The organism is Sinorhizobium sp. 6-70, from assembly GCF_030124375.1.
GTDB lineage: Bacteria > Pseudomonadota > Alphaproteobacteria > Rhizobiales > Rhizobiaceae > Sinorhizobium.
On the sequence record NZ_JASKLS010000022.1, the window covers coordinates 18,353 to 39,204 of the forward strand.

15 protein-coding genes are annotated in these 20,852 nt (G+C 60.1%); 6 read left to right on the forward strand and 9 right to left on the reverse strand.

Going from position 1 to position 20,852, the window contains the following annotated elements:
- Positions 1 to 2: 2 nt before the first annotated feature.
- Together QN222_RS28510 and QN222_RS28515 are read right to left on the reverse strand one after the other, a co-directional pair.
- Positions 3 to 2,279, reverse strand: coding sequence for a CDC48 family AAA ATPase (locus tag QN222_RS28510; RefSeq protein ID WP_283964971.1), 2,277 nt, complete (start codon positions 2,277 to 2,279; stop codon positions 3 to 5).
- A 266-nt stretch (positions 2,280 to 2,545) separates the two neighbouring features.
- Positions 2,546 to 3,571, reverse strand: coding sequence for a GlxA family transcriptional regulator (locus QN222_RS28515; RefSeq protein ID WP_283964970.1), 1,026 nt, complete (start codon positions 3,569 to 3,571; stop codon positions 2,546 to 2,548).
- Between the two features lie 135 nt (positions 3,572 to 3,706).
- On the opposite strand from QN222_RS28515, the gene QN222_RS28520 reads away from it, so the two are divergent.
- Positions 3,707 to 4,714 (forward strand): GlxA family transcriptional regulator, encoded by a 1,008-nt coding sequence (locus QN222_RS28520; protein ID WP_283964969.1) that lies wholly within the window; start codon positions 3,707 to 3,709, stop codon positions 4,712 to 4,714.
- A gap of 245 nt (positions 4,715 to 4,959) precedes the next feature.
- Positions 4,960 to 7,935, forward strand: a complete 2,976-nt coding sequence (locus tag QN222_RS28525) for an NAD(P)-dependent oxidoreductase (RefSeq protein ID WP_284005715.1) — start codon at positions 4,960 to 4,962, stop codon at positions 7,933 to 7,935.
- Between the two features lie 108 nt (positions 7,936 to 8,043).
- Here QN222_RS28525 and QN222_RS28530 read toward each other — a convergent pair whose 3' ends face one another.
- From QN222_RS28530 to QN222_RS28555, 6 genes are all read right to left on the reverse strand, one after another.
- The gene (locus QN222_RS28530) at positions 8,044 to 9,072 is read right to left on the reverse strand and encodes an SGNH/GDSL hydrolase family protein (protein WP_283965108.1); all 1,029 of its coding nucleotides are present in this window, start codon (positions 9,070 to 9,072) and stop codon (positions 8,044 to 8,046) included.
- Between the two features lie 75 nt (positions 9,073 to 9,147).
- Positions 9,148 to 10,281, reverse strand: a complete 1,134-nt coding sequence (locus QN222_RS28535) for a hypothetical protein (protein ID WP_283965107.1) — start codon at positions 10,279 to 10,281, stop codon at positions 9,148 to 9,150.
- Positions 10,282 to 10,426: 145 nt separating this feature from the next.
- Positions 10,427 to 10,903 carry a hypothetical protein gene (locus QN222_RS28540; protein WP_283965106.1) on the reverse strand — a complete coding sequence of 159 codons (477 nt, stop codon included), beginning with the start codon at positions 10,901 to 10,903 and terminating at the stop codon, positions 10,427 to 10,429.
- 247 nt (positions 10,904 to 11,150) lie between these two features.
- A complete protein-coding gene (locus tag QN222_RS28545; RefSeq protein WP_336621047.1) occupies positions 11,151 to 12,428 on the reverse strand; it encodes an SGNH/GDSL hydrolase family protein in 1,278 nt (425 codons plus the stop codon).
- A gap of 263 nt (positions 12,429 to 12,691) precedes the next feature.
- On the reverse strand, positions 12,692 to 13,369 hold the full coding sequence (locus QN222_RS28550) for a response regulator transcription factor (protein WP_283965105.1): 678 nt from the start codon (positions 13,367 to 13,369) through the stop codon (positions 12,692 to 12,694).
- Positions 13,330 to 15,024: a sensor histidine kinase gene (locus QN222_RS28555; RefSeq protein WP_283965104.1), complete on the reverse strand. Its 1,695-nt coding sequence runs from the start codon at positions 15,022 to 15,024 to the stop codon at positions 13,330 to 13,332. Before QN222_RS28555 ends, QN222_RS28550 begins: the two co-directional genes overlap by 40 nt.
- 757 nt (positions 15,025 to 15,781) lie before the next feature.
- Here QN222_RS28555 and QN222_RS28560 point away from each other — a divergent pair.
- Genes QN222_RS28560 through QN222_RS28570 form a run of 3 tightly spaced genes read left to right on the forward strand, consistent with a single transcriptional unit; the run spans position 15,782 to position 18,227 of the window.
- Positions 15,782 to 16,213 carry an SxtJ family membrane protein gene (locus tag QN222_RS28560; protein ID WP_283965103.1) on the forward strand — a complete coding sequence of 144 codons (432 nt, stop codon included), beginning with the start codon at positions 15,782 to 15,784 and terminating at the stop codon, positions 16,211 to 16,213.
- A gap of 19 nt (positions 16,214 to 16,232) precedes the next feature.
- Complete coding sequence (locus QN222_RS28565; RefSeq protein ID WP_153441807.1) at positions 16,233 to 16,382, forward strand: DUF5989 family protein; 150 nt, start codon at positions 16,233 to 16,235, stop codon at positions 16,380 to 16,382.
- 12 nt (positions 16,383 to 16,394) lie between these two features.
- Positions 16,395 to 18,227 (forward strand): carbamoyltransferase, encoded by a 1,833-nt coding sequence (locus QN222_RS28570; protein WP_283965102.1) that lies wholly within the window; start codon positions 16,395 to 16,397, stop codon positions 18,225 to 18,227.
- 91 nt (positions 18,228 to 18,318) lie between these two features.
- On the opposite strand, the gene QN222_RS28575 is transcribed toward QN222_RS28570, so the two are convergent.
- Positions 18,319 to 19,338: a LacI family DNA-binding transcriptional regulator gene (locus QN222_RS28575; protein WP_283965101.1), complete on the reverse strand. Its 1,020-nt coding sequence runs from the start codon at positions 19,336 to 19,338 to the stop codon at positions 18,319 to 18,321.
- Positions 19,339 to 19,650: 312 nt separating this feature from the next.
- Here QN222_RS28575 and QN222_RS28580 point away from each other — a divergent pair, with 312 nt between their 5' ends.
- Positions 19,651 to 20,697 carry a sugar ABC transporter substrate-binding protein gene (locus tag QN222_RS28580; RefSeq protein ID WP_283965100.1) on the forward strand — a complete coding sequence of 349 codons (1,047 nt, stop codon included), beginning with the start codon at positions 19,651 to 19,653 and terminating at the stop codon, positions 20,695 to 20,697.
- Positions 20,698 to 20,852: the final 155 nt, after the last annotated feature.

The following is a 20,852-nucleotide window of genomic DNA, read 5'->3' on the forward strand; positions in this document are numbered from 1 at the left end:
GTTCAGCCGCCTTTTCGAGGCAGGAATCCGATCTGCTGTCGCTGCGGGTCTTCCTGTTTCAGCGTGCGGAGCATCGTCTCGTATTCCCGCTCGACTTCGGGCGTCACGGACGGACGGATTTCATCGAACGCCTTGTTGAAATGCGTTGACGTGACGTCCTGGGCGTCGAGATTTTCTCTGAGTGCGATAAGACCCGCGCGTCTTGTGAGGTCTTCAAGGTCGGCGCCCGTGAACCGCTCGGTCCTCTGTGCGAGATCGTCGAGGTCGACGTCCTTGGCCAGCGGCATCTTGCGCGTGTGAATGCCGAGAATCTTGCGCCGGCCCTTTTGATCGGGAACGGGAACATAGACAAGCTCGTCAAAACGGCCGGGTCGAAGCAGGGCGGGGTCGAGCAGGTTCGGCCGATTGGTCGCCGCCATGACGACGACGCCTTGCATGTCTTCCAGGCCGTCCATTTCCGCCAGCAAGGTGTTTACCACGCGTTCGGTCACGGCTGGCTCGCCGATGCCGCCACCCCGAGCCGGGGCGAGGGAATCGATTTCGTCGATAAAGATCACGGTCGGCGCGACCTGCCTTGCCCGCTCAAAGAGTTGCGACACTTGCTGCTCGGACTCCCCGTACCATTTCGAAAGCAGGTCCGACGACTTGGTCGCCACGAAATTCGCCTCCGCTTCCCGCGCGACGGCCTTCGCCAGCAAGGTCTTGCCGGTTCCCGGCGGACCGAACAGCAGGAATCCCTTGGCCGGTCGAATGCCCATTCGCTTGAATGATTGCGGAGACCGCAACGGCAATTCGACCCCTTCGCGAAGCCGCATCTGCGCCTCGTCGAGCCCACCGATGTCAGCCCACCGAACATCGGGGGCCTGAATCATGATTTCGCGCAGTGCCGAGGGCTGTATCCGCTTCATAGCACTCAGGAAGTCAGCCTGGTTGACGCTCAGATTTTCGAGGACCTCGGACGGGATACCCTCCCTGAGATTGATGTCGGGCAATATCCTGCGAAGCGCATCCATCGCTGCCTCGCGCGCGAGTGCGCCGACATCCGCGCCGACAAAACCGTATGTGGTTCTTGCAATTTCGTCGAGGTCGACGTCTTCCGCCAGAGGCATGCCGCGCGCGTGAATGGCAAGAACCTCGCGCCTGCCTTTCTGATCCGGCACTCCGATGACGATCTCGCGATCGAAGCGGCCTGGACGCCTCAGCGCTTCGTCAATCGAGTCACGACGGTTGGTGGCACCGATAACGACGATGTTCTGCCTCGGCTCGAGACCGTCCATCAAAGTCAAAAGCTGTGCGACGATCCGGCGTTCCACCTCTCCGGTCACTTTCTCGCGTTTTGGCGCGATCGAGTCGATCTCATCGAGAAATATGATGGAAGGAGCGTTCTTGGCCGCCTCCTCGAACACCTGGCGCAGCCGTTGTTCGGATTCGCCATATTGGCTACCCATGATTTCCGGCCCGGCGATATGATAGAAATGAGCCTCGGTTTCGTTTGCAACCGCCCGCGCCAGAAGCGTTTTGCCGGTTCCCGGAGGGCCGTGAAGCAGCACGCCTTTCGGCGGATCGATGCCTAGGCGCTGGAACAGCTCCGGATGACGAAGCGGCAGCTCCACCATTTCCCGCACTTGATCGACGGCGTTGCCGAGGCCGCCGATGTCATCATAGGTGACGTCGGCGCGCCTGGCTTCCTTGGGCTCCTCGAATTCCGGCCGCAGTTCGACGATGGTATTTTCTCCCATCGTGACGATACCGCGCGGCTGGGTCGACACGACCACCAGACGTATTTCCTGAAGACCGTAGGCCGGAAGTTCGACCAAGCCGCGCATGATGTCATGCTCCGTGCGGGCGTTGCGACTGATGCGCTGCTGTACGGACGTCGAGATCACATCCCCGGCAGCCATCGGGCGGCGAAAGAAGGTACGCTGAAGCGCTTCGCCCGATCCTTGCAGCCGAAGGTTCTTCTGGGCAGGGGCGAGAACGACCCGCTGGGCAGGTCTCGCATCCACCTTGTGAACCTCCACATGGTCGCCGCTGGTTGCGCCGGCGTTCACACGCTGCAGGCCGTCCAGCCTGATGATGTTGAGGCCCTCGTCTTCACCATAGCCGCGGAAAGCGATCGCACCCGTATGACGTTTCCCGACAATCTCGATTATGTCGCCTTCCTCGACTCCGAGCGCGGACATGATCTTTGGCGTAATTCTCGCGAACGGTCCTCCGGAGTCTTCGGGGCGGGTGTTGGCGACCTGAAGCTTGACGATATTGTCCTGGGATTGTGCCATTGAACTCTCCGGGGTCGGACGTGGTCTGAAAGAGGGGACGAGTGCAGTGTCGATCAGTTATACGACCAAACATATGGTTGAGGACAAGCATTTCTACCCACACCTTCGGCGTTTCAGCATGGCCTCGAAGGGGCTGACTTCACGTAGGGAAATACAAAATGCAGCAATTCAAGATGCTACAGCGCCCTTTGCGCGTTTTACAAGACGCGCGCGCTGTAGGCGCCGGCTTCAATCCAACGGCAGGTCGGCCGGAAAGTCGCCAGGCGTCACGCGGCAGATGCACATGCGGCCGGATGCGCCGCCGGCATTTTCACGATGCGGCCCCGCGCTTCCTGCGGCGAACACCCAAAGGTCTCGCGGTAGCATTTGGAGAAATGGGAAGCTGATACGAAGCCGCAAGCGATGGCTACCTCCACGACAGGCATCGTCGACTGCACCAGCAGCAGTTGGGCGCGCTCGAGACGGAGCTTCAAATAATATCGCGCCGGCGAACAGCGCAGTTCGTTGCGGAACAGCCGCTCCACCTGGCGTCGTGAGAGGCCGATTGAAGAGGTAAGCTCTTCCACTTGCATCGGCTCGGTCAGGCTCTTTTCCATCTTCTCGACCAGCTTCAGCACGATGGGATCTCGAACCCCAACGCGTTGGGCGAAGGGAAGGCGCTGCCGCTCCCCGGGGTCCCGCACACGGTCGACAAGTGCGAGTTCGCATATGCCGCTCACAACGCTCTCGTCGAAATCGCGGCCGATAATGTGGAGCATCATGTCGAAGGAAGCAGCCCCGCCGGCGCAGGTATAGATGTTACCGTCGACCTCGTAGATTCCGCTACTGGCGTTTGCCGCGCCAAAGCGCTCCACAAATCCGGGTTGGTTCTCCCAATGGATCGCGCATTTCCTCTGGTCGAGCAGCCCGGCTCTCGCCAGGACATGGGCGCCCGTGCACAGGCCTGCGACGGCGACGCCACGATTGCGGCATTCACGCAGCCACGCATCGGCCGCACGGTCGATGTAGCGCTCCACATGCTTTCCCCCGCAAATGACGGACACCGAGGGACGCAGACGGCTGGTGAGATGCTGGCGTTCAACCGCTACCGAGTTGTCGGCTTCAAGCGCAAGGCCGCAGCTCGCGCGGACCTTGGCACCGTCGGAAGAGACTACTCGCCAGGAGTAGGCTTCGTAACCGACGACTGTGTTTGCCAGCCGCAAGGCCTCGACCGCTGAAGAGAACGCCAGCATCGTAAATTCCGGCACAAGGTAGAAGGCAAACTGACGCTGTTCCGCGCTCACTAGTCTCATCCAAATTCCTCCCCGACGGCCTGGTATCCTCCAGCGTCGCATGGCCATCTGTCCGCGACATTTCCTGAAATATTGACTTGCCTTGGAGATCTGAAAAGAATGATTGCGTCATATCGGCAGTAGAAATGAGACAGTATGGCTGTAAACGACGTTTCCCAGAGGAGCGTGCGCCGCGATCAGGATGCACGCCTGACGGTGAGCTTTGTTCTGGTGCAGCGATTTACGCTCTGCGCCTTCGCCAATTTCGTGGATGTGTTGCGCCTCGCCGCGGATGAAGGCGACCGTAGCCGGCCAATTCAATGCCGATGGAAAGTCGTTGCCCCGGACATGAAACCGATCACCGCCAGCTGCGGTGTCTCTGTTCAGCCTCACGAGGTGTTCGGCAGCCCGAAACTTTTCGATTATATCGTGGTGGTCGGCGGCCTTATCGACGAAATGGACCGGCCCGACGAGCGGGTGGAACGTTACCTGCGGCAGGCCGCGGCGGCCGGGGTGCCTCTGGTTGGCCTTTGCACCGGCACCTTCATACTCCATCGTGCCGGTTTAATGGAGGGCTATCGCGGCTGTGTGAGCTGGTTCCACCATCAGGATTTTCTCTCGCAGTTCGACGGACTCAGGCCGATATCCGACCAGATCTTCGTGGTCGACCGCGACCGCCTCACTTGCTCGGGCGGCACGAGCACGGCTCACCTCGCGGCATTCCTGGTCGACAGGCACATCGGCAAGGCTCAATCCACGAAGAGCTTGAATATCATGATGATCAGCGAGGCGGAGGACGGGGGAACGCCGCAGCCCGGCCTGACGCTCAGCTTCCGGACCAAGGATCCAATTGTCAGGAAGGCGCTTTTGCTGATGCAGCAAAGCCTGGACACGCCTCTCTCCGTCTCCGAGATAGCAAGGAGTCTGAAAGTCGGTAAGCGGTGTCTTGAACGGCATTTCAGGGAAGCACTTGGAACCTCGCCCCTGACTGCGTTCATCGAGATGAGGCTCTTGCTCGCGCGCCACATGCTCGAAAACACCGACAAGTCGATTGCGATGGTCGCGGCGGAAAGCGGCTTCTGTGATTCATCCCATCTCAGCCGGATGTTCCGCAGGCGGTTTGCCAACACGCCGCAGAATTTCCGCGCATCCCTGGGTTCTTAGACGACAGCAAGTCGCAAGACTCCGGGCACGTTGTTGATCCGGCGCTAGGACGACGCAGCCGCCGGAGTCCTTCCGCGAACGGGGAGGTCGTCGATGCGATGCCAGCGCTAGCGCGGCAGCAATCCTCACGGCAGGCGCAACCATGACGCATTCCGCGTGCTGTTCGGCGCATATGAGGTCTTCTTTCTAAAGTGTTCGATCCACTATCAGCGCTATCTCCCGCCTCGAAAACAGATAGGCAGATCATGATGAACATCGCGCAGATGCAGGAACAGCGACTGAAGGCACTCCAACTGACGAGGTCCGGGGCGCCGAGGCTGCCGTCCAACCCGTTCTTCGGCGTCGGCCCGATCACCGATGCGACGGCCGACGAAGTGGATAGCCGTCTGCGGCGCATCGCGTTCGACGCCTGGATCGAGAAGACCTATCGCAAGTTCGACGACCGGGGCAACGACATCGGCGGCTTCACCACCGCCGAGATTTCGCGCAGCATGCACCGCGGCTATCCGGCCGACAAAATCTTGACCGACATGATGCGGGCGATCCATCGCTATTTCGGGTTTCCGAAGACGAACCGTATGGCCGTGGGGCTCGGCGGTGGCCACAGCGGCTTCACCGTCTGCGTCCAGCACCTGATGAACGCCAACAACGCCTCTCAGCGCGTCTATGTCGATACGCCGCGGCCGGAGAGCGATCCGTCCAAGGCCGCCGGCTTTTTCCGCCAGTCCTGGGCGACCCAGCTGATCGAGATGCAGCGCTTCGCCGAAAAGGGCTGCGAGAGCCGCATCCATTTCGCCGTCTCCGAAGGTGTGATCCCGACGGCAGCAGAGCTTTCCGAACTCGGCGTTTCGATCTTCGTTGGTGTCGGCCACGAGACGACCGGGGCCAATGCCTATACCAGCCGTGAGATCCGCGAGCTTTTGAGCTGGATCGACGGTGATCCGGCAAACCGCCATGCGGTATTCGATGCCACCTCGATGCTCGGTGCCATGCCGTGGGAACCGGAACTCGTCAGCGCCGTCATGGCGAAGTGCTGCCTGTTCATGCCATTCCAGAAGGCGATCGGCGGGGTTTCGGGCTATTTTGTCGCCTCCTTCACGCCGTATGCGCTGGCGCTGATCGAGCAGAACCAGCAAGATCCGGCCTGGGCGATCCCGCGCCAGCTGAAGATCGCGCCGCCGATCGATCCCAGGCAGCCGTTCTCGGCAAAGCGGTCCGTCGATGCCGGACCGTTCTACGACGCGGCGGAAGACCGCATGCTTGGCGGCGTCATCAACACCTACAGCGCGCTCGCCTTTGCCGAGACCACCTTCGGCCTCTTGCAGTCGGAGGCCCGGGTCGGCTCTGTCGTCGAGCTCAACCGCCGCTCTGCCGCCAACCGCAAGGTGATCGACGAGTGGGTGAAGTCGCATCCGCTCCCGTCGCTGGCCGTCACCGATGCCGAGCGGCGCGGTGCGGCGGTGACGCTCCTCAAGGTCGAGGACGACGGCATCACCGATCCCGCCGTCCACGCCCGCATTATCGCCCGTTCGAAGCAACTGCTCGGCTATGAGGGCATCACCCATCCGAACGGCGAATACGAGCGCGGCCTCGACGCGGCCCGCTACGTCAATGCCTTCCCGGGCACGCCCGGCGACTATCGCGCCTGGGTCGGCGGCATCCGCGAGCCGGAAGACGTCGTCGCGCTGCTGGAGAACCTGCAATACGCCTATTTGCGCGCCAAGATCGTCGTTCTCGAAGAGGAGCTGGCGAAGAACGGCGTCACTTTCGAGGCCACGGCCAAGTCCACCGGCGCCGTCCGGAAGGACGATCCCACGCGCGCCTACACGGTGCTGATCGCCGATCTGGTCGGCCTGCGTTTCGGCGCAGACGGCCAGCCGGATCACAGCGAAATCAAGGCCTATGTCGAGGAAAACGGCGGCGTCTTCCATCTCGGGCCGCTCGGCGACCGCTCGGCGCTCGAGAAGGGCCGCATCCATTTCTTCTACCAACCCAACCTCAGCACCGAGGCGGAGATCCTGCCGCAGACCGACAAGGGCCAATACGACGCACTGATAGCGGCGGCGACCTTCATTCCGAAGGCCTCGGTTTTCCCGCTCGGCGGCGTGCGCATCGGCGCCGGCACCGGCAACATGGGCTCGGCCTCCTGGGGCGGCGGTAACGGTGAGGGCGGCGACGCGCCGCTGATGAACACGCCGGGCATCAACAGCCGCGCGACCGCGCAGATGGCGATGAAGGCGATCCTCAAGGTCGTCCCCGACCTGCCGGTCGACCGGCTGCACCGGATGGTCGCCGGCGGCGACTTCGACACCGGCCGCCAGCTCAAGGATTTTCCGACCGCAAAGCTCGAGGGCCGGAAGATCGCGATTCTCGGCTACGGCAATATCGGCCGCGAAGTCGCCAAGCTCGCCAAGGCCTTCGGGATGAAGGTCGCAATCTACGCCCGCGAGCATCACAGGCACTGGATCGAGGCGGAAGGCTTCGACTATGCCGCAAGCCCTGTCGCGGCGGCGACCGGCGCCGACGTGCTTTCCGTCCACATCGGTCTCGGCCGCCTGGACGCCGCGACCGGGGTCTATTCCAACGCCGGAACCGTCGATCGGGAGATGCTCGGCGCGATGAACGACGGCGCGGTGCTGGTCAACTACGACCGGGGCGAGGTCGTCGATGCTATTGCGCTCGACGAGGCGCTGTCGTCCGGTAAGATCGCGCACGCGGCGATCGACGCCGACCTCTTCAAGGACGCCGCGACCGGTAAGCTCAGCGGGCCGATGCTTCCCTACCTGCCGCTCGAAGAACGCCATAAGGGCAAGCTGGAACTGCTGCCGCATGCGGCCGCCGACACCGACCATCCCTCGCGCGTGACCGGCGCGAAGCAGGCGGTCGACCAGATCTTCGACGTCATCCGCTTCAAGTCGGTCACCAATCTCAAGGGCGATCTGCCGGAGGGTTACGTGTTGGCCGGCAGCCGCACGCCGGCGGGCATTGGCCGCGTGACGAAGCAGGTGGTCACCGAGGTCGCCGGCAAGGCAGAGCTCCTGGAGGAACTGCGGCAGACGTCGGAAAAGGTCGCGGCGATCCTGGGCGCGCTCTCCGCCGTTTCCGATCCGGATCACCGCGGCCGGATTATCGATCGGCACACCGGCCTGCTCGTCGAAAGTGTTGACCGGCAGCGCGCGCTGCTCGACCAGCTCGGCCTCTACGGGCCGGCGGAGGAGTAAGACCTTCTGCGGCTTCCGGCCCTCGCAATCAACACGCCCCTGACGGTCCCCGCAGGGGCGTTCGTGCTTCCGCTGCATCTATGCCCGCGCGGCGGAGCGCAGTTTTCCCTATTGCGAATTTTCGGTCGCGACGCTCGCGGACATACCGAAGAGTTCCGGGTATGTCTCTGCCAGTATGTCCTCTATGGCCTTTGAGAAACGCTCGTTGGCAATCCTGTTTGGATGCGCATCACTGGGCGATACCCATAGGGTATCGGGCGCAAGATCCGCTACCGAAGGCCGCAAGTCGAGAAACGGTATGTGTTCGCTGGCGGCAATCCGGCCGACGGCCTTGGTCACCTCCGGGAAAGGATAGTCCTTCAATTCGTGGAGTTCGGGATAGTTTACGAGGATCAGCTTGTAGCCGCGCTCCCGGCAGAAACTTGCCAGACGATGGATCGAAGCCTTGGCCTGCTGCCAGCCGGGTTCCTCGGGGCCATATAGATCGCGATAGTAAGTCTTCCAATCCGCCCGGCCGAGCAAGATGCGCGAGACCTTGTCTATCGCCGACGCGAAGACAACGTAGGCCCTCGAATGCTCACTCAGCCAGGATTGTTTCCGGTAGGGAGTGGGCTCGGCATCGTTGATGAAGTAGTTCAGCACGACGACGTCCGGATCGAGCTTGTACCCTTCCGTCAGGAGGTAGGCGACCTCCATCTGCGTGTTGTAATTGCCGACGCCGGTGTTGATCACCTCGTAGCGAGGCTGAGCGGCGGACGTCCCGTTGAGCAATGCCTCGAGTTGCTTCGAGGGTGTGTCTTCGGAGCGCACCCCCCATCCGAACGTCAACGAGTCACCAAGCATGATCGTGCGGACACGGCCGACGGGCTTGCCGCCAGCAGCGAGCTCCCTGTCGCGCAAGCCTATTGAGTTTATCTGCACGGGTACGCCCATATAGACGCCGCCCGTGTTGGGGCGATGCTCATGGGCAATTGCCGGATTGGCGCTGACCCGTTTCAGGTCCCGCGCGTATTTCCACATCTCCAGGTCGAAATCCATGCCATTGTCGACGGCAGTCCTCGCAACGCCCTCGAGAAGCAGGGCGCCGACGGCAATGCCAAGAGCCGTCGACAGCAGCATCAGGGCGACACGCCTCATTCGGGAGGATGGCTTCCCGGGTATTCGAACCTCTCGCGCTGCCTCGGAAATCATCGTGCGATTGGTCCCCCAGGGTTACCGCGCTGCGGAAAGCTGCCCGCAGTCGGGCTCGACGGGCGGGCCAGGCGAGAAGGAATGCTGGCTTCGCCTGATTGTGTTCTTGCCTCTCCATTCACTGAGGAGCCATTCGTCGATTGCTTCCGCAACGAGGAAATGCCCCAAGGGAGAAAGATGCTTGTCAACGACGCCAAAGGTTTTCGTGGGATCGGCGGCCGCCAAACGCGCGGTCGGGTCGACAACGAACATGCCTGGCGTCGTCGCAGCCAGCTTCTCAATCATCTCGCGTTGCCGATCTGGCTGCAGCCCGTCGTCTCGACCGGCCATCTCTGCCCATCCGGGCAAAATGACCACAAGCAGGTCTGCGCCATTACTCCGAGCAGTGGCGGCCACTTGCCCGAAGAGACGTTTTGTCAGTTCGAGCGCGACTTCTATATCTCGGCGAGAATCGATGTTCCCCACATACGGCCGCAGTAGCGTCGAATAGATCCAATTGTATAATTTGCTGTTCTTCCACAATAAAAGATGCGCCTCTAACAACAAACCCGCAGGCTTCGGACTTGAACCCGCCGGTTCAACTTGGATGTCGACGGTGGAGGGTGTGAGAACCGCCCGCTCGGCATTGTCTTCTATGTCCGTGCTCAGTGAAAACCCGACGACCAAGAGCTTGTGGGAGATCGTTCGCCCCTTGTCTTCATAGAGCCGGATCTCGTTCGGCTGCCCGTAACCGCCGGTGCCATAGTTTTTAAACAGGAGCTGCGGGTGCCATGCATTCAGCAGCGCGCTGAATGTTTCGCTTTCCCTGACAAGCGAGCCTCGCACGATCGAGTCGCCGAGCACGATCACGGGTTCGCCGTTGCCGGTGGCATTGTCGCGGAAGCCGTCTGTGTTGATTTTCACGGGGTTCCACGGATCGAAACTGCTGAATCGTTCGAAGTATCTGTTGCCGGGGATTTCCGTGAAGCCGTAGCGGGCGTGGGGCTGGTGTCTCGTTCGTGGTGTTCCGCAGAACACATAGTCGCTCTCACCAACGGGGATCTGAAGGCTTGGGAAAGCGCGCAGCGCCAATTCAGACCCGACCACGGCAACCGCAACCGACACGACAACTGTCAAAGCGTCGCCGATCCAGGGGAAGGCCCGAGAAAGATGCATGCGCCCAGCGCTTTTCCGCGCGGACGCCATATCATCCGCCGCTATCGAACTTCCAGTGTTTGGCTTGTTGCGACGAGTGCCTTCCCGCATCACGACGAAGACCTTTCCAATGATCTTATTCCGCCGCGCCGTCTCGCCCGGTGTGTCACGCGTGCCGGGTTTCGCCGTCGCGCAATTGCGTTCGACAGGCTTGATAAAGAACGGCCCTCATTGGTGCCCGCCTCATTTTCGGGAGTCCGCGCGCTTCACCGGAATTGGCAAACACTACTCGTTTCCTTGGCCGGAATTGGGAAGATCCGACAGGACGAATATTAGCGGGGGAGACCCCGCAGGCGACCGCTAAATTGTGGAACGTTTCGGTCGCGACATAAACGGTCTCCGCGGAAGACACGGCCTGGCTGACCCGTGCCTCATCGGAAATCTGAACATAGAGGACGCCGGGGATGGACAATGGCATGGTACTGACGACCGGATCCAGGATCACGTCAATTGCCGCCGGAGCCACGTCGTTCAGCACGAAGACCACAAGCCCGTATCGGCTCGACCGATAGGCGGTAATGATCGCAGCCGCTGGTAGCAGGCCGTCGGTCGGCGTGATCTCTACAACGTTTTGTACATGCATGGTCGCTCTCCGAGGAAAAGAAGAACGCGTCGCAACTGGAAAACTGACGGTGCTGATTACCTAATCTAAATTCGCATCATTCCGGGAGCCGGATATTAAACAGCGCAACTCTAACCTATTGCCGGTTTTTCGAATATATTCCCATGGATATACTCACCGCGTCTTTTTCACGTTCAGGCGGCAAATGCGCGTTGGTGACACCACTGACGCGGGCCCGTTGCGAGGCCTGACTTGCGCCGCATCGCGCTCAGTGCATCGCGCTGGCGGCCTTCGATATCTGAGGGCCTTTCAAGCGTTTCGCCATGATGTCTGCAGCAAATGCGGCGCCGTTGCGGTTGAAGTGGCTATCTGCGGCATACATCTTCTCGGGCTCCGGGTGCGCCTCCAGGGGCGGCACGAGATCGATTACCTCGATGCCTTCGGCAACCGCGCTGTCGAGCACAAGCGTGCGCAGCGGGTCGAATGCGGCTCTTGAGCTGAGTGCGCCCATGAACCGATCGACCCTTGGCACATAGACAAGCGTGAAAGTTCCTCCCCAGCTGTCGGTTATCGATTTCGCACGACGGAGGATCTTACGGAACTCCGGTATTTCCGGTGTGGCCTTCGGCAAGACCAGTCCCAATCGCGTAAGCGTCTGTTGCAATGCCGCGAAATTTCGAAGGAGCTCCGTCTTTGTCAAGAGATCCATCACCGTCACCGGCTGCTTGTTACGCTGCTCCATCGCGGTTCTTGCCCGATGCAAGGAGTCGCCGGCGTCCGACGGGGATCCGTAGTTCGCATCCAGGTCGAGAGCCGCGCGCAGCCATGGCATGTGAAGCTCGTTTTCCAGATTTTCCCAGTCATTTCCCTCGAAAAACACCATCAGCACATGATCGGGGCGAAGGATCGGGCCGAAGCGTCCGAGCGTTGCGAGTTCTACGAGGGGGCCATTACCCCTGATACCCGCAGCAGTCGCTACAAGGCGGTCCAATCTCAGGTGTGACGCGATATCGTCGCCGGGAGGCAGGCAAAAGCCTTCGACAAAAGAGTCGCCGAGAAGCATCGCGTCGATGGGGCCGCGATCGTACACCTCGTCCGGATTGTTGAAGCCGAAACGATCTGAGCGATAGGTGATCGCATTGTTCTCCGGCGCGCAGAGTACGACTTCGGTCTTCGGGAAGCCGGACAATACTGCTTGCGGCAAACTATCGACATTGGACATTCTGTTGAGCTGATTGAGCGTGAATGCGGCTACGACATATCCTTTCTGCTCAAGGGTCTGTCGTTCGTTTTCGTCGAGCTGCCCCAACATCGACAATCGGACTGGCACGGACCGGAAGGTAAGCAACGCTTCAAAGAGAAACAGGCCGAGCAAGGCGCTCAGGCCGTAGATGCCCACCGCCATCGCCAGCTTGGGCCTGGCCAGGAAACCCGCGAGCAGAAACAAAAGGGCGAGCGATCCCGGAATCACAACATAGCGAAGGAAGTGCGGGGCGGCGGAAGCATATTCGCTATAGTTCAACAGTGCATAGGCGGGGCTCAGCAAGAAGTAAGCCGCCAGGATCGTACAAAGTATAAATCCTGTTCTTCTGTGTCTCAAGGCAGTTCCACCTTTCTTGCAAGGTCAAACCTATGTTTGGCTTCCGCTTTTTGCTCGGGTCTGTCCACCGGACCCGAGGACAGGCAGGGGAGGGGGCATTCGGCGTTTATTTTACGATCCGATCCCCCGGCGAGCATTCGTCAATTCTGTCAAATATCGTTTCCTGAGCCTAACAGTTTTGGCCAAAACATTCCGCAATAACCGGGAGATCATTCAACATTGAGCTGCAGTCTCTTTGACAGATTGGCAAGCTCCACGCGCGTCGAAATGTCGAGCTTGCTATAGATGCTGTGAAGGTGGAGCTTCACGGTGCCGGGTGAAATCCCGAGTTGCATGCCAATCTCTCTGCTGCGCATTCCCGCCGCAGCAAGGCGTGACACCTCTATTTCGCGCTGCGTCAACACCTCAAGAACCCGGTCGCGCTCGGTCTCTTGCCTGCGGATTCGATCGAGCGCGCCCTTTAGCGCCGGGTCGTGAAAATAAGTGCCTCCTGCCACGACCTGTCTGATGCAATCCAACAGCGCGACAGGCGCTTGTTCCTTCAGCACGATGCCGCTCACGCCCAGTTGCATCGCTTCCTCGAGTTGGTCGTCGCCGATGTCCGCCGTAAGGATCACGATCGCCGCGCGGCAGCGGCCACGTACCCGACGAACGAATTCCAGGCCGTTCATCTCCGGCATTCGTAAGTCGAGAACAACGAAATCAACAGCATCGGAATCCAGGACATCAAGCGCCTGCGCGGCGTTTTGACATGTCGCCACGACCTGCCAACCCGGCACGGTCTCGATCAAACGCCGCAGCCCGTCGAGAACGATCAAATGATCGTCGACGACAATCACGCGGAGATTTATCGAGGCATCGGAAGCATGATCACCACTCGTGTCCATTCCGCAATCCTATCAATTGCAAGTTTGCCGCCGCGGGCGGCTGTTCGCTCGCGCAAGCTTCTTGGACCCATTTTCTTGCGTTCCAGCTCGGCATGTTCGACACGATCGCCGAAGCCAAAGCCGACCCCATCGTCGTCAACGGTCAGGACGATTGCTTCCTTGTCCGTCCGCAGGCTGATCCTGACCGTCCGCGCGTGCCCGTGGCGCACCGCATTGGCCGTCGCCTCCGAGGTCATGCGCGTCAACTCGTAAATCAGACCCATCGGAAGCCTGACCTTGGCTGGATCGAGCGCGACATCCACATCGATCTGCCATTGCAGCATGAGCCGATCGGCCAATGCCGCGAATTGGTGCTCCAATTGTGCTTCCGCCGCGTCTCCATGTTCGCGCCCCGGTTCCAGCGCCCGGATGAAGGTGCGCAGCTCTCGCTGCTCGTCGAGAAGCATCGACTGGATGGCGGTCAAGCGTTCCTCCAAGTCGTCCGGCGGTTTTTGTCCCATCGGCCGCAGAGATTGGAGCTGCAAGGCGGTGCCCGCCAGGGTTTGAAGAACGCCGTCATGAAGATCGCGCCCGATACGAATGCGTTCCTCGACGGCGGCCTCGTCGCTAAGACGACGAACCAGCATCGCTTGTTCGAAGAGCGCCTTGATGCGATCGGCGATGATTTCGGTGATTGCGACGTCGTCAAGCGTCAGCGCCGGCGGTTCGAGCAGAAAGAGGCGGGCCTGCAGGTCGCCAACCTCGAAATGGACGGAGACGGCGGACGTCAACGAAAACGCATGGACCAGCGCGGGAGAGAGGGGTGGCCGCTCATCGGTCCAGGAGTCAAATCGGCCATCGCCCTTGTGAATGAGAACACGGTTGCGCATGGCGTCGGAAATCAAAAGGCTTTGTTGATGCAAGGTTTTGTCGGTCCATGCTCCAAAGGCATCCGGAGCCATCTGCGTCACCTTGCAGACCCCGTTTTCCCATAACGCCACATAAGTCCACGGCTCTTCGCCATCGCTCCAGATGAGCAGCGCGCGCTTAACCAGCATCACATGCGCGGCATATTCCAGCGCAGCAGCGGCGGGCCACTCGCGGCCTTGCGGCAAGGCGGGCGTTCTTTGAACCAGTCTCAGCAGCTCGGCCCGCACAGCCTCCTGGTGGGCCCCAAGCCAGATGAGCAGTACCGCCGCCACGAAGATGAACAACAGCCGCGAAACATTCGTCGTGGTGTCAGCGTCCGGATCGAACAGATCACGTGTATCGAAGTATCCGAGATACAGCAGGATCAGCAGGCAGACGAGCCCACTCCAGAACGCCCCTCGCCACCTCCAGTGCAAGGTCGCGGACAACAGCGTGAAGGGCATGAGCACGAAAAAGGGGCTGGACGTGCCGTCAGTCATCGACATGAATGCCGCGAATGCGACGATATCGATCACATGGCGCACGAACGTCCCGCGGACCCTCGAAATCTCGGTTCGCCAGGACAGGATGGCAACGATGACGGCGTAGCAGAAGTAAGCGACGAGCAGCGCGTACATCGGCTCGGGCGGCAGCGGCACATGCACGGAGTCCAGCCAAGCGATCCAGATGCTGCCGGCCGCAAGCATGATGCGGCCGATTGCGATCACCTTGTCCGACCGGGCACGGAAGGTGTTCGTCCAAACCATGCGACCGGGAAGAAGATCCCGCTCGTTCGCGTGGCGATCGCTCCGCATCCCTTGGTATGCGCGAGCATATCCAACACGCAGTCGATCTGACAGATTGAACGTCCTGAGGATGGCCGTTGTACATCCCCTGAGGGCTGCTTCAATTGAAGCGCTTATGTTGGCCGAACTGTTCCACATTAAAGCGGCCACCCGAGTATGAACTGATCCAGGTATTTACTGTCAAAACAGATATCTGCCGGTTGCGGCAACCAAATCTAGTCTTTTAAAATGACCCCGTCTCTCAATGGCGCGAGCATGCATTTGGGCTGGGATAAGCTTAATTGGAATATCTGCCAATATACCGCTGGATATATGGATCCGTCGATCCGGCTCGCTCTCATGCGATCGAATTTTTCAGCCACCAGCTCGAATGTGCAATGCGGTCAGCAACCGGGCACACAGGTACAATGATATTCAGTAATATCAGCCGAAAAAAATCTGTTGCGAACACCAAAAGCCTCAACGGGATCGTAACGTTAGCCAAGATATGAAAATCCACCTCTTTCTATGCTGTCATCGGTTGTCGATATGCCGCGGTAGAGCATTGAATGAGCCGGATTTCCTCCACGGAAACCGTTTCTATATCCATCGGCATATTGACCAAACCTGGTCACTGTTGCTGTAGTTCGGTCATGAATTAATGCGATTGTGAGGGACTATTACCCTCGATTTCAGTTCACCAACATTGACGCCGGGCGCTTGATTGAGGTGGGTAGCAATGAGCGCGTCGCATGAGCCGATCATAGAAAGCATCCCTGAAGGTCCATCCAACCGTAGTTTCGGCTACACTGTCGGCGGGATCCTCTTTTGCATCGCAGTTTTAAGATGGTGGCAGGCGGAGCATGCCACCCCACTGACCATTGCGCTTGGTTCGATCGGTATTGCGCTTGTCATCCTGGCATACTTGGCCCCCGATACCTTGACCACGGCGAACCGGCTTTGGACCAAACTCGGCTTCCTCCTGTTCAAGGTGATCAATCCGGTCGTGATGCTGCTGATCTATGTCACCACGTTCATTCCGATCGGGGTTCTGTTGCGATTGCGCGGCCACGACCCCTTAGGGACAGCATTCGACCGCAGCGCAAGCACCTACTGGAAGGCGAGGTCCGCAAACGAGCCGCCGCCGGCGACGATGCGCAACCAGTACTAAATGTCGCGAGGGAAGAGAGATGGAATTCGTCCAGGAGCTTTTCGCCTATATGGGCAACCGAAAGAAGTTCTGGTTGCTTCCGATCCTGATCATGGTGACGGTTTTCGGAACGCTGGTGGTCCTCACACAGGGCACCGCCGTCGCACCATTCATCTACACACTGTTCTGACGCGGGGCCCTCGTGCGCGTTCTGGGCATCTCCGCCTTTTATCACGACAGCGCCGCGGCTCTGGTTGAAGACGGCCGCGTCCTCGCGGCCGCGCAGGAGGAACGCTTCACTCGAAAGAAGCACGACCCGAGTTTTCCTGCGCGGGCGATAGAATACTGCCTGGCGGAAGCGCGCTGCGGCATGAACGATATCGATCATGTCGTGTTTTACGACAAGCCGTTCTTGAAGTTCGAGCGGCTTCTCGAGACCTACCTTGCAACGAGCCCCAGGGGGTTTCGTTCATTCAAGATTGCGATGCCGGTATGGATCAAGGAGAAGCTGTTTCAAAAGAAACTCCTTCGCAAGGATCTAGGCAGGCTTGCCGGGGTGAAGGAATGGGCGGGATCGCTGCTTTTTACCGAGCATCATCTGGCGCACGCCGCGAGCGCGTATTTTCCTTCTCCCTTCCCAAGAGCGGCGGTATTGACCATGGACGGGGTCGGCGAATGGTGCACGACGTCCCTTGGCCACGGCCGCGACAATCATCTTGAAATATTGAAGGAAATCCATTTCCCCCATTCCCTGGGCCTGCTTTATTCCGCCTTCACCTACTACACCGGCTTCAAGGTGAATTCCGGCGAGTACAAGCTGATGGGGCTCGCGCCCTATGGCCGGCCGCGCTTCGCCCAGACCATCCTCGACCATCTTATCGACCTCAAGGAGGATGGCTCGTTTCGGCTTGATCAGCGCTACTTCGACTATTGCACCGGTCTCACGATGACGTCGCCGGCCTTTCATCGCCTGTTCGGCGGCGATCCGCGCAAACCGGAGTCCCCGCTTACCCAGCGCGAGATGGACCTGGCGGCATCGATCCAGAGCGTTACGGAAGAGGTCGTATTGCGGCTCGCACGGTTCGCGAAGCAGGAAACCAATGAGAGAAGCCTTTGCCTGGCGGGCGGCGTCGCGCTTAACTGCGTCGCCAACGGCAAGCTCCTCAAGGAAGGTCTCTTCGAGGACATCTGGGTGCAGCCCGCCGCCGGCGATGCAGGCGGCGCATTGGGTGCGGCACTCGCCGTATGGCATGGCTACCTGAGCCAGCCCCGCGCCACAAACGGCGGGGACAGTATGGCCGGGGCCTATCTCGGTCCGAGCTACGAACAAGGTGAAATCGAACAGCGCCTGACTGCCGCCGGCGCCACGTACCGGGTTCTGTCCGACGCTGAAATCACGGCAGACACAGTCGAGGCCCTTGTGGGGGAAAAGGCCGTTGGCTGGATGCAGGGGCGCATGGAGTTTGGGCCGCGCGCGCTCGGAGCGCGCTCGATCCTTGGCGATCCGCGCTCGCCGACGATGCAGAAGACCCTCAATCTCAAGGTCAAATACCGCGAGAGTTTTCGCCCCTTTGCTCCCTCCGTCCGCCGCGAGGACTTGGCCGACTGGTTCGATCTCGATGCCGACAGCCCCTACATGCTGCTCGTCGCCGACGTGCTGGAGAACCGGAGGTTGCATGCCAATCATCCGCAGGAACAGTTGTTCGGCATCGACTTGCTGAATGTGCCGAGATCAGAGATTCCGGCTGTCACCCACGTCGATTACTCGGCGCGCATCCAGACGGTGCATCGCGAGACCAACCCGCGCTATTGGGATCTCTTGACAGCCTTCAAAGCGCGCACCGGCTGTCCGGTCCTTGTCAACACCAGCTTCAACGTGCGCGGAGAGCCGATCGTCTGCACGCCTGAAGACGCATTCCGATGCTTCATGGGCACCGAGATCGAACGGCTCGTCGTCGGCAACTGCATGCTGAAGAAGGAAGACCAGCCTGAACGTCTACGCAAGGACTACAAGGAACAGTTCGAACTCGACTAATTGCATGTCGCCCAAAAGTGTGCAGCGGTTTTGGACAACGACATGCATGAAAACAAGGACCCTTTCGTGGATCGTCGGCAAACTCCCGTGATCATCCCGTCTGCTCGACGATCGGCGGAATCTGGATCACTTTCAGGTCCGATGCGCCCGAGTCGATGATCTCGAAGACCGCGTCGAGCATTCTCGGAACGTCCTGGCGAACCATTTCGATGTGGTCGCCGAGCATGGCCACGAAAGGATCCCAGTCGAAGCAACCGAGATGCGGTATCCGGTCGGCATAGTGGCCGGAACGACGGATCCATCGCATCACGCCTTCAAGCGAAATGGTCGAGTTGACAAACATGCCGCGCGGCAGCGTTCCGACCTTTTCCGCCATCGCCTTCATGGCGTTTTCCGCCTTCTCGGGCGCATAGCCACAGGTAAGGACGAGCGTCTCGTCGACCGCCACCCCCGCTTCGGCATGGGCCGCGCGGAATCCTCTCACGCGTTCCGATGTGTTGTGGTCGGTTCCGCGTCCGCCGACGAAGAGCAGCGGCGCCTTTTCACCGAACTCCCTCTCGCAGTTCGCCAGCACGCGCCGCGTCAGTTCGAGCGCGCCGGCGAAATTGTCCGAGATGACCGACGGCACGCGTGAACCCGGGAGGTCGAGATTTACGGCGCGCACGCCCGCGGCGGAACATATGTCGGCGATGCGATCCGGATCGGTCGCGCCGGTCGCGATCAGGCAGTCCACCTGGTAGGAAAGCATCGCGCGGGCCGCTTCGATTTCCAATGCCGGATCGCGGCGCGTGCAGGTGATGATCGGGAAGAGCCCTCTCTCGCGGGCCAGGGCCTCGAACTGTTCGACGATCGAGCCGAAGTAACGGTTGTCGTACTTCGGCACGATCATGCCGATGATTTTCGATCGCTCGCGCCTGAGCACGCTCGCCTGCATGTTCAGCGCGTATCCCTGTTCCTCGGCAAGCCGGGTGATCTTCTCGGCCAACTGGCTGCTGATGCGGCGCTTCTTCCAGTTTCCGTTCAGCACGGCACTCACCGCGCTCGCCGAGGTGCCGGCCAATTCGGCCAAATCGTAGATCGTTGTCCTTTTCGTCGGAATGCTACGCTTCACGAATTTTGATCTCCATTTTCGAACGCCACCTTGACATCAAAGAAGTTAAGTGGCAATTCTGCTTCATCGATTGAGCAAGCGAGCGCAATCGATGAAGCCGCCAGTTTCAATAAAAGCTGGGCAGGGAGGAGTCAGACAGGAAATCAAAAAAATCAAGCGCCGCGGTGTTCGCTGCGGCGAGCGACCGGCTGCGCCCTGATGGGCCCATAAAAACCGTCCGGAATTTGTCGCCGGACGACTTCGCGATATCTTGGGGGTGTCGCCCTTCAAAAGCTTCAGGACGCCGGCGAAAATCAACCTTGGAGGAAACTTATGAAGACGATCTATTACTTGCTTGCCTCGACCGGTCTGGCCGTGTCGCTCAGCAGCGCCGCCGTTGCGCAGGAAGCGGCCACCGTTGCCTTCCTGATGCCGGACCAGGCATCGACTCGCTACGAGGAACACGACTATCCGGGCTTCAAGGCGGAGATGGAGAAGCTCTGCCCGAGTTGCACCGTCATCTACCAGAACGCCAATGCGGACGTGGCGCTTCAGCAGCAGCAGTTCAACTCCGTAATCGCGCAGGGCGCCAAGGTCGTCGTGCTCGATCCGGTTGATTCCGCCGCAGCCGCCGCGCTCGTCGAAATCGCCCATTCCCAGGATGTCAAGGTGATCGCCTATGACCGTCCGATCCCGGACAAGCCGGCGGACTATTACGTTTCGTTCGACAATGAAGGCATCGGCCGCGCGATCGCGCAGTCGCTGGTCGAGCATTTGAAGGCGGCTGGTGTTCCGGATGGTTCCGGCGTGCTGCAAATCAACGGTTCGCCGACCGATGCGGCTGCCGGCCTCATCCGCGACGGTATCGATTCCGCCCTCGATGCATCCGGCTACAAGACGCTCGCCGAATTCGACACGCCGGACTGGGCGCCGCCGAAGGCGCAGGAATGGGCCGCGGGCCAGATCACCCGTTTCGGCGATCAGATCAAGGGGATTGTCGCGGCCAACGATGGAACCGGTGGTGGTGCCATCGCGGCGCTCAAGGCTGCGGGCGTCAAGCCCGTTCCGCCCGTCACCGGCAACGATGCGACGATCGCCGCATTGCAGCTGATCATCTCCGGCGACCAGTACAACACGATCTCCAAGCCGTCGGAGATCGTAGCGGCAGCTGCCGCCAACGTCGCTGTGAAGCTGATCAAGGGAGAAACACCGGAATCGACCCATAAGCTGTACGAAACGCCCTCGCAGCTCTTCACTCCCGCAGTGGTCACTGCCGAGAACATCAAGGCCGAGATCTTCGACAAGAAGATCAACACGCCGGAGGAAATCTGCACCGGCGAATATGTTGAAGGCTGCCGTAAACTCGGCATCATGAACTGAGACTCTGTTGTCGTGTTCGGTCGCGAGACGCGGCCGAACACATCTCCGAGATCACGATGATTTTGGTCGACCCATAATCATGGCCGTGATGGATTCCAATAAGCCGGAGCGGGATGCCTCGGAATCGCTCATACGTTTCCTTGATCCCGTTCCAC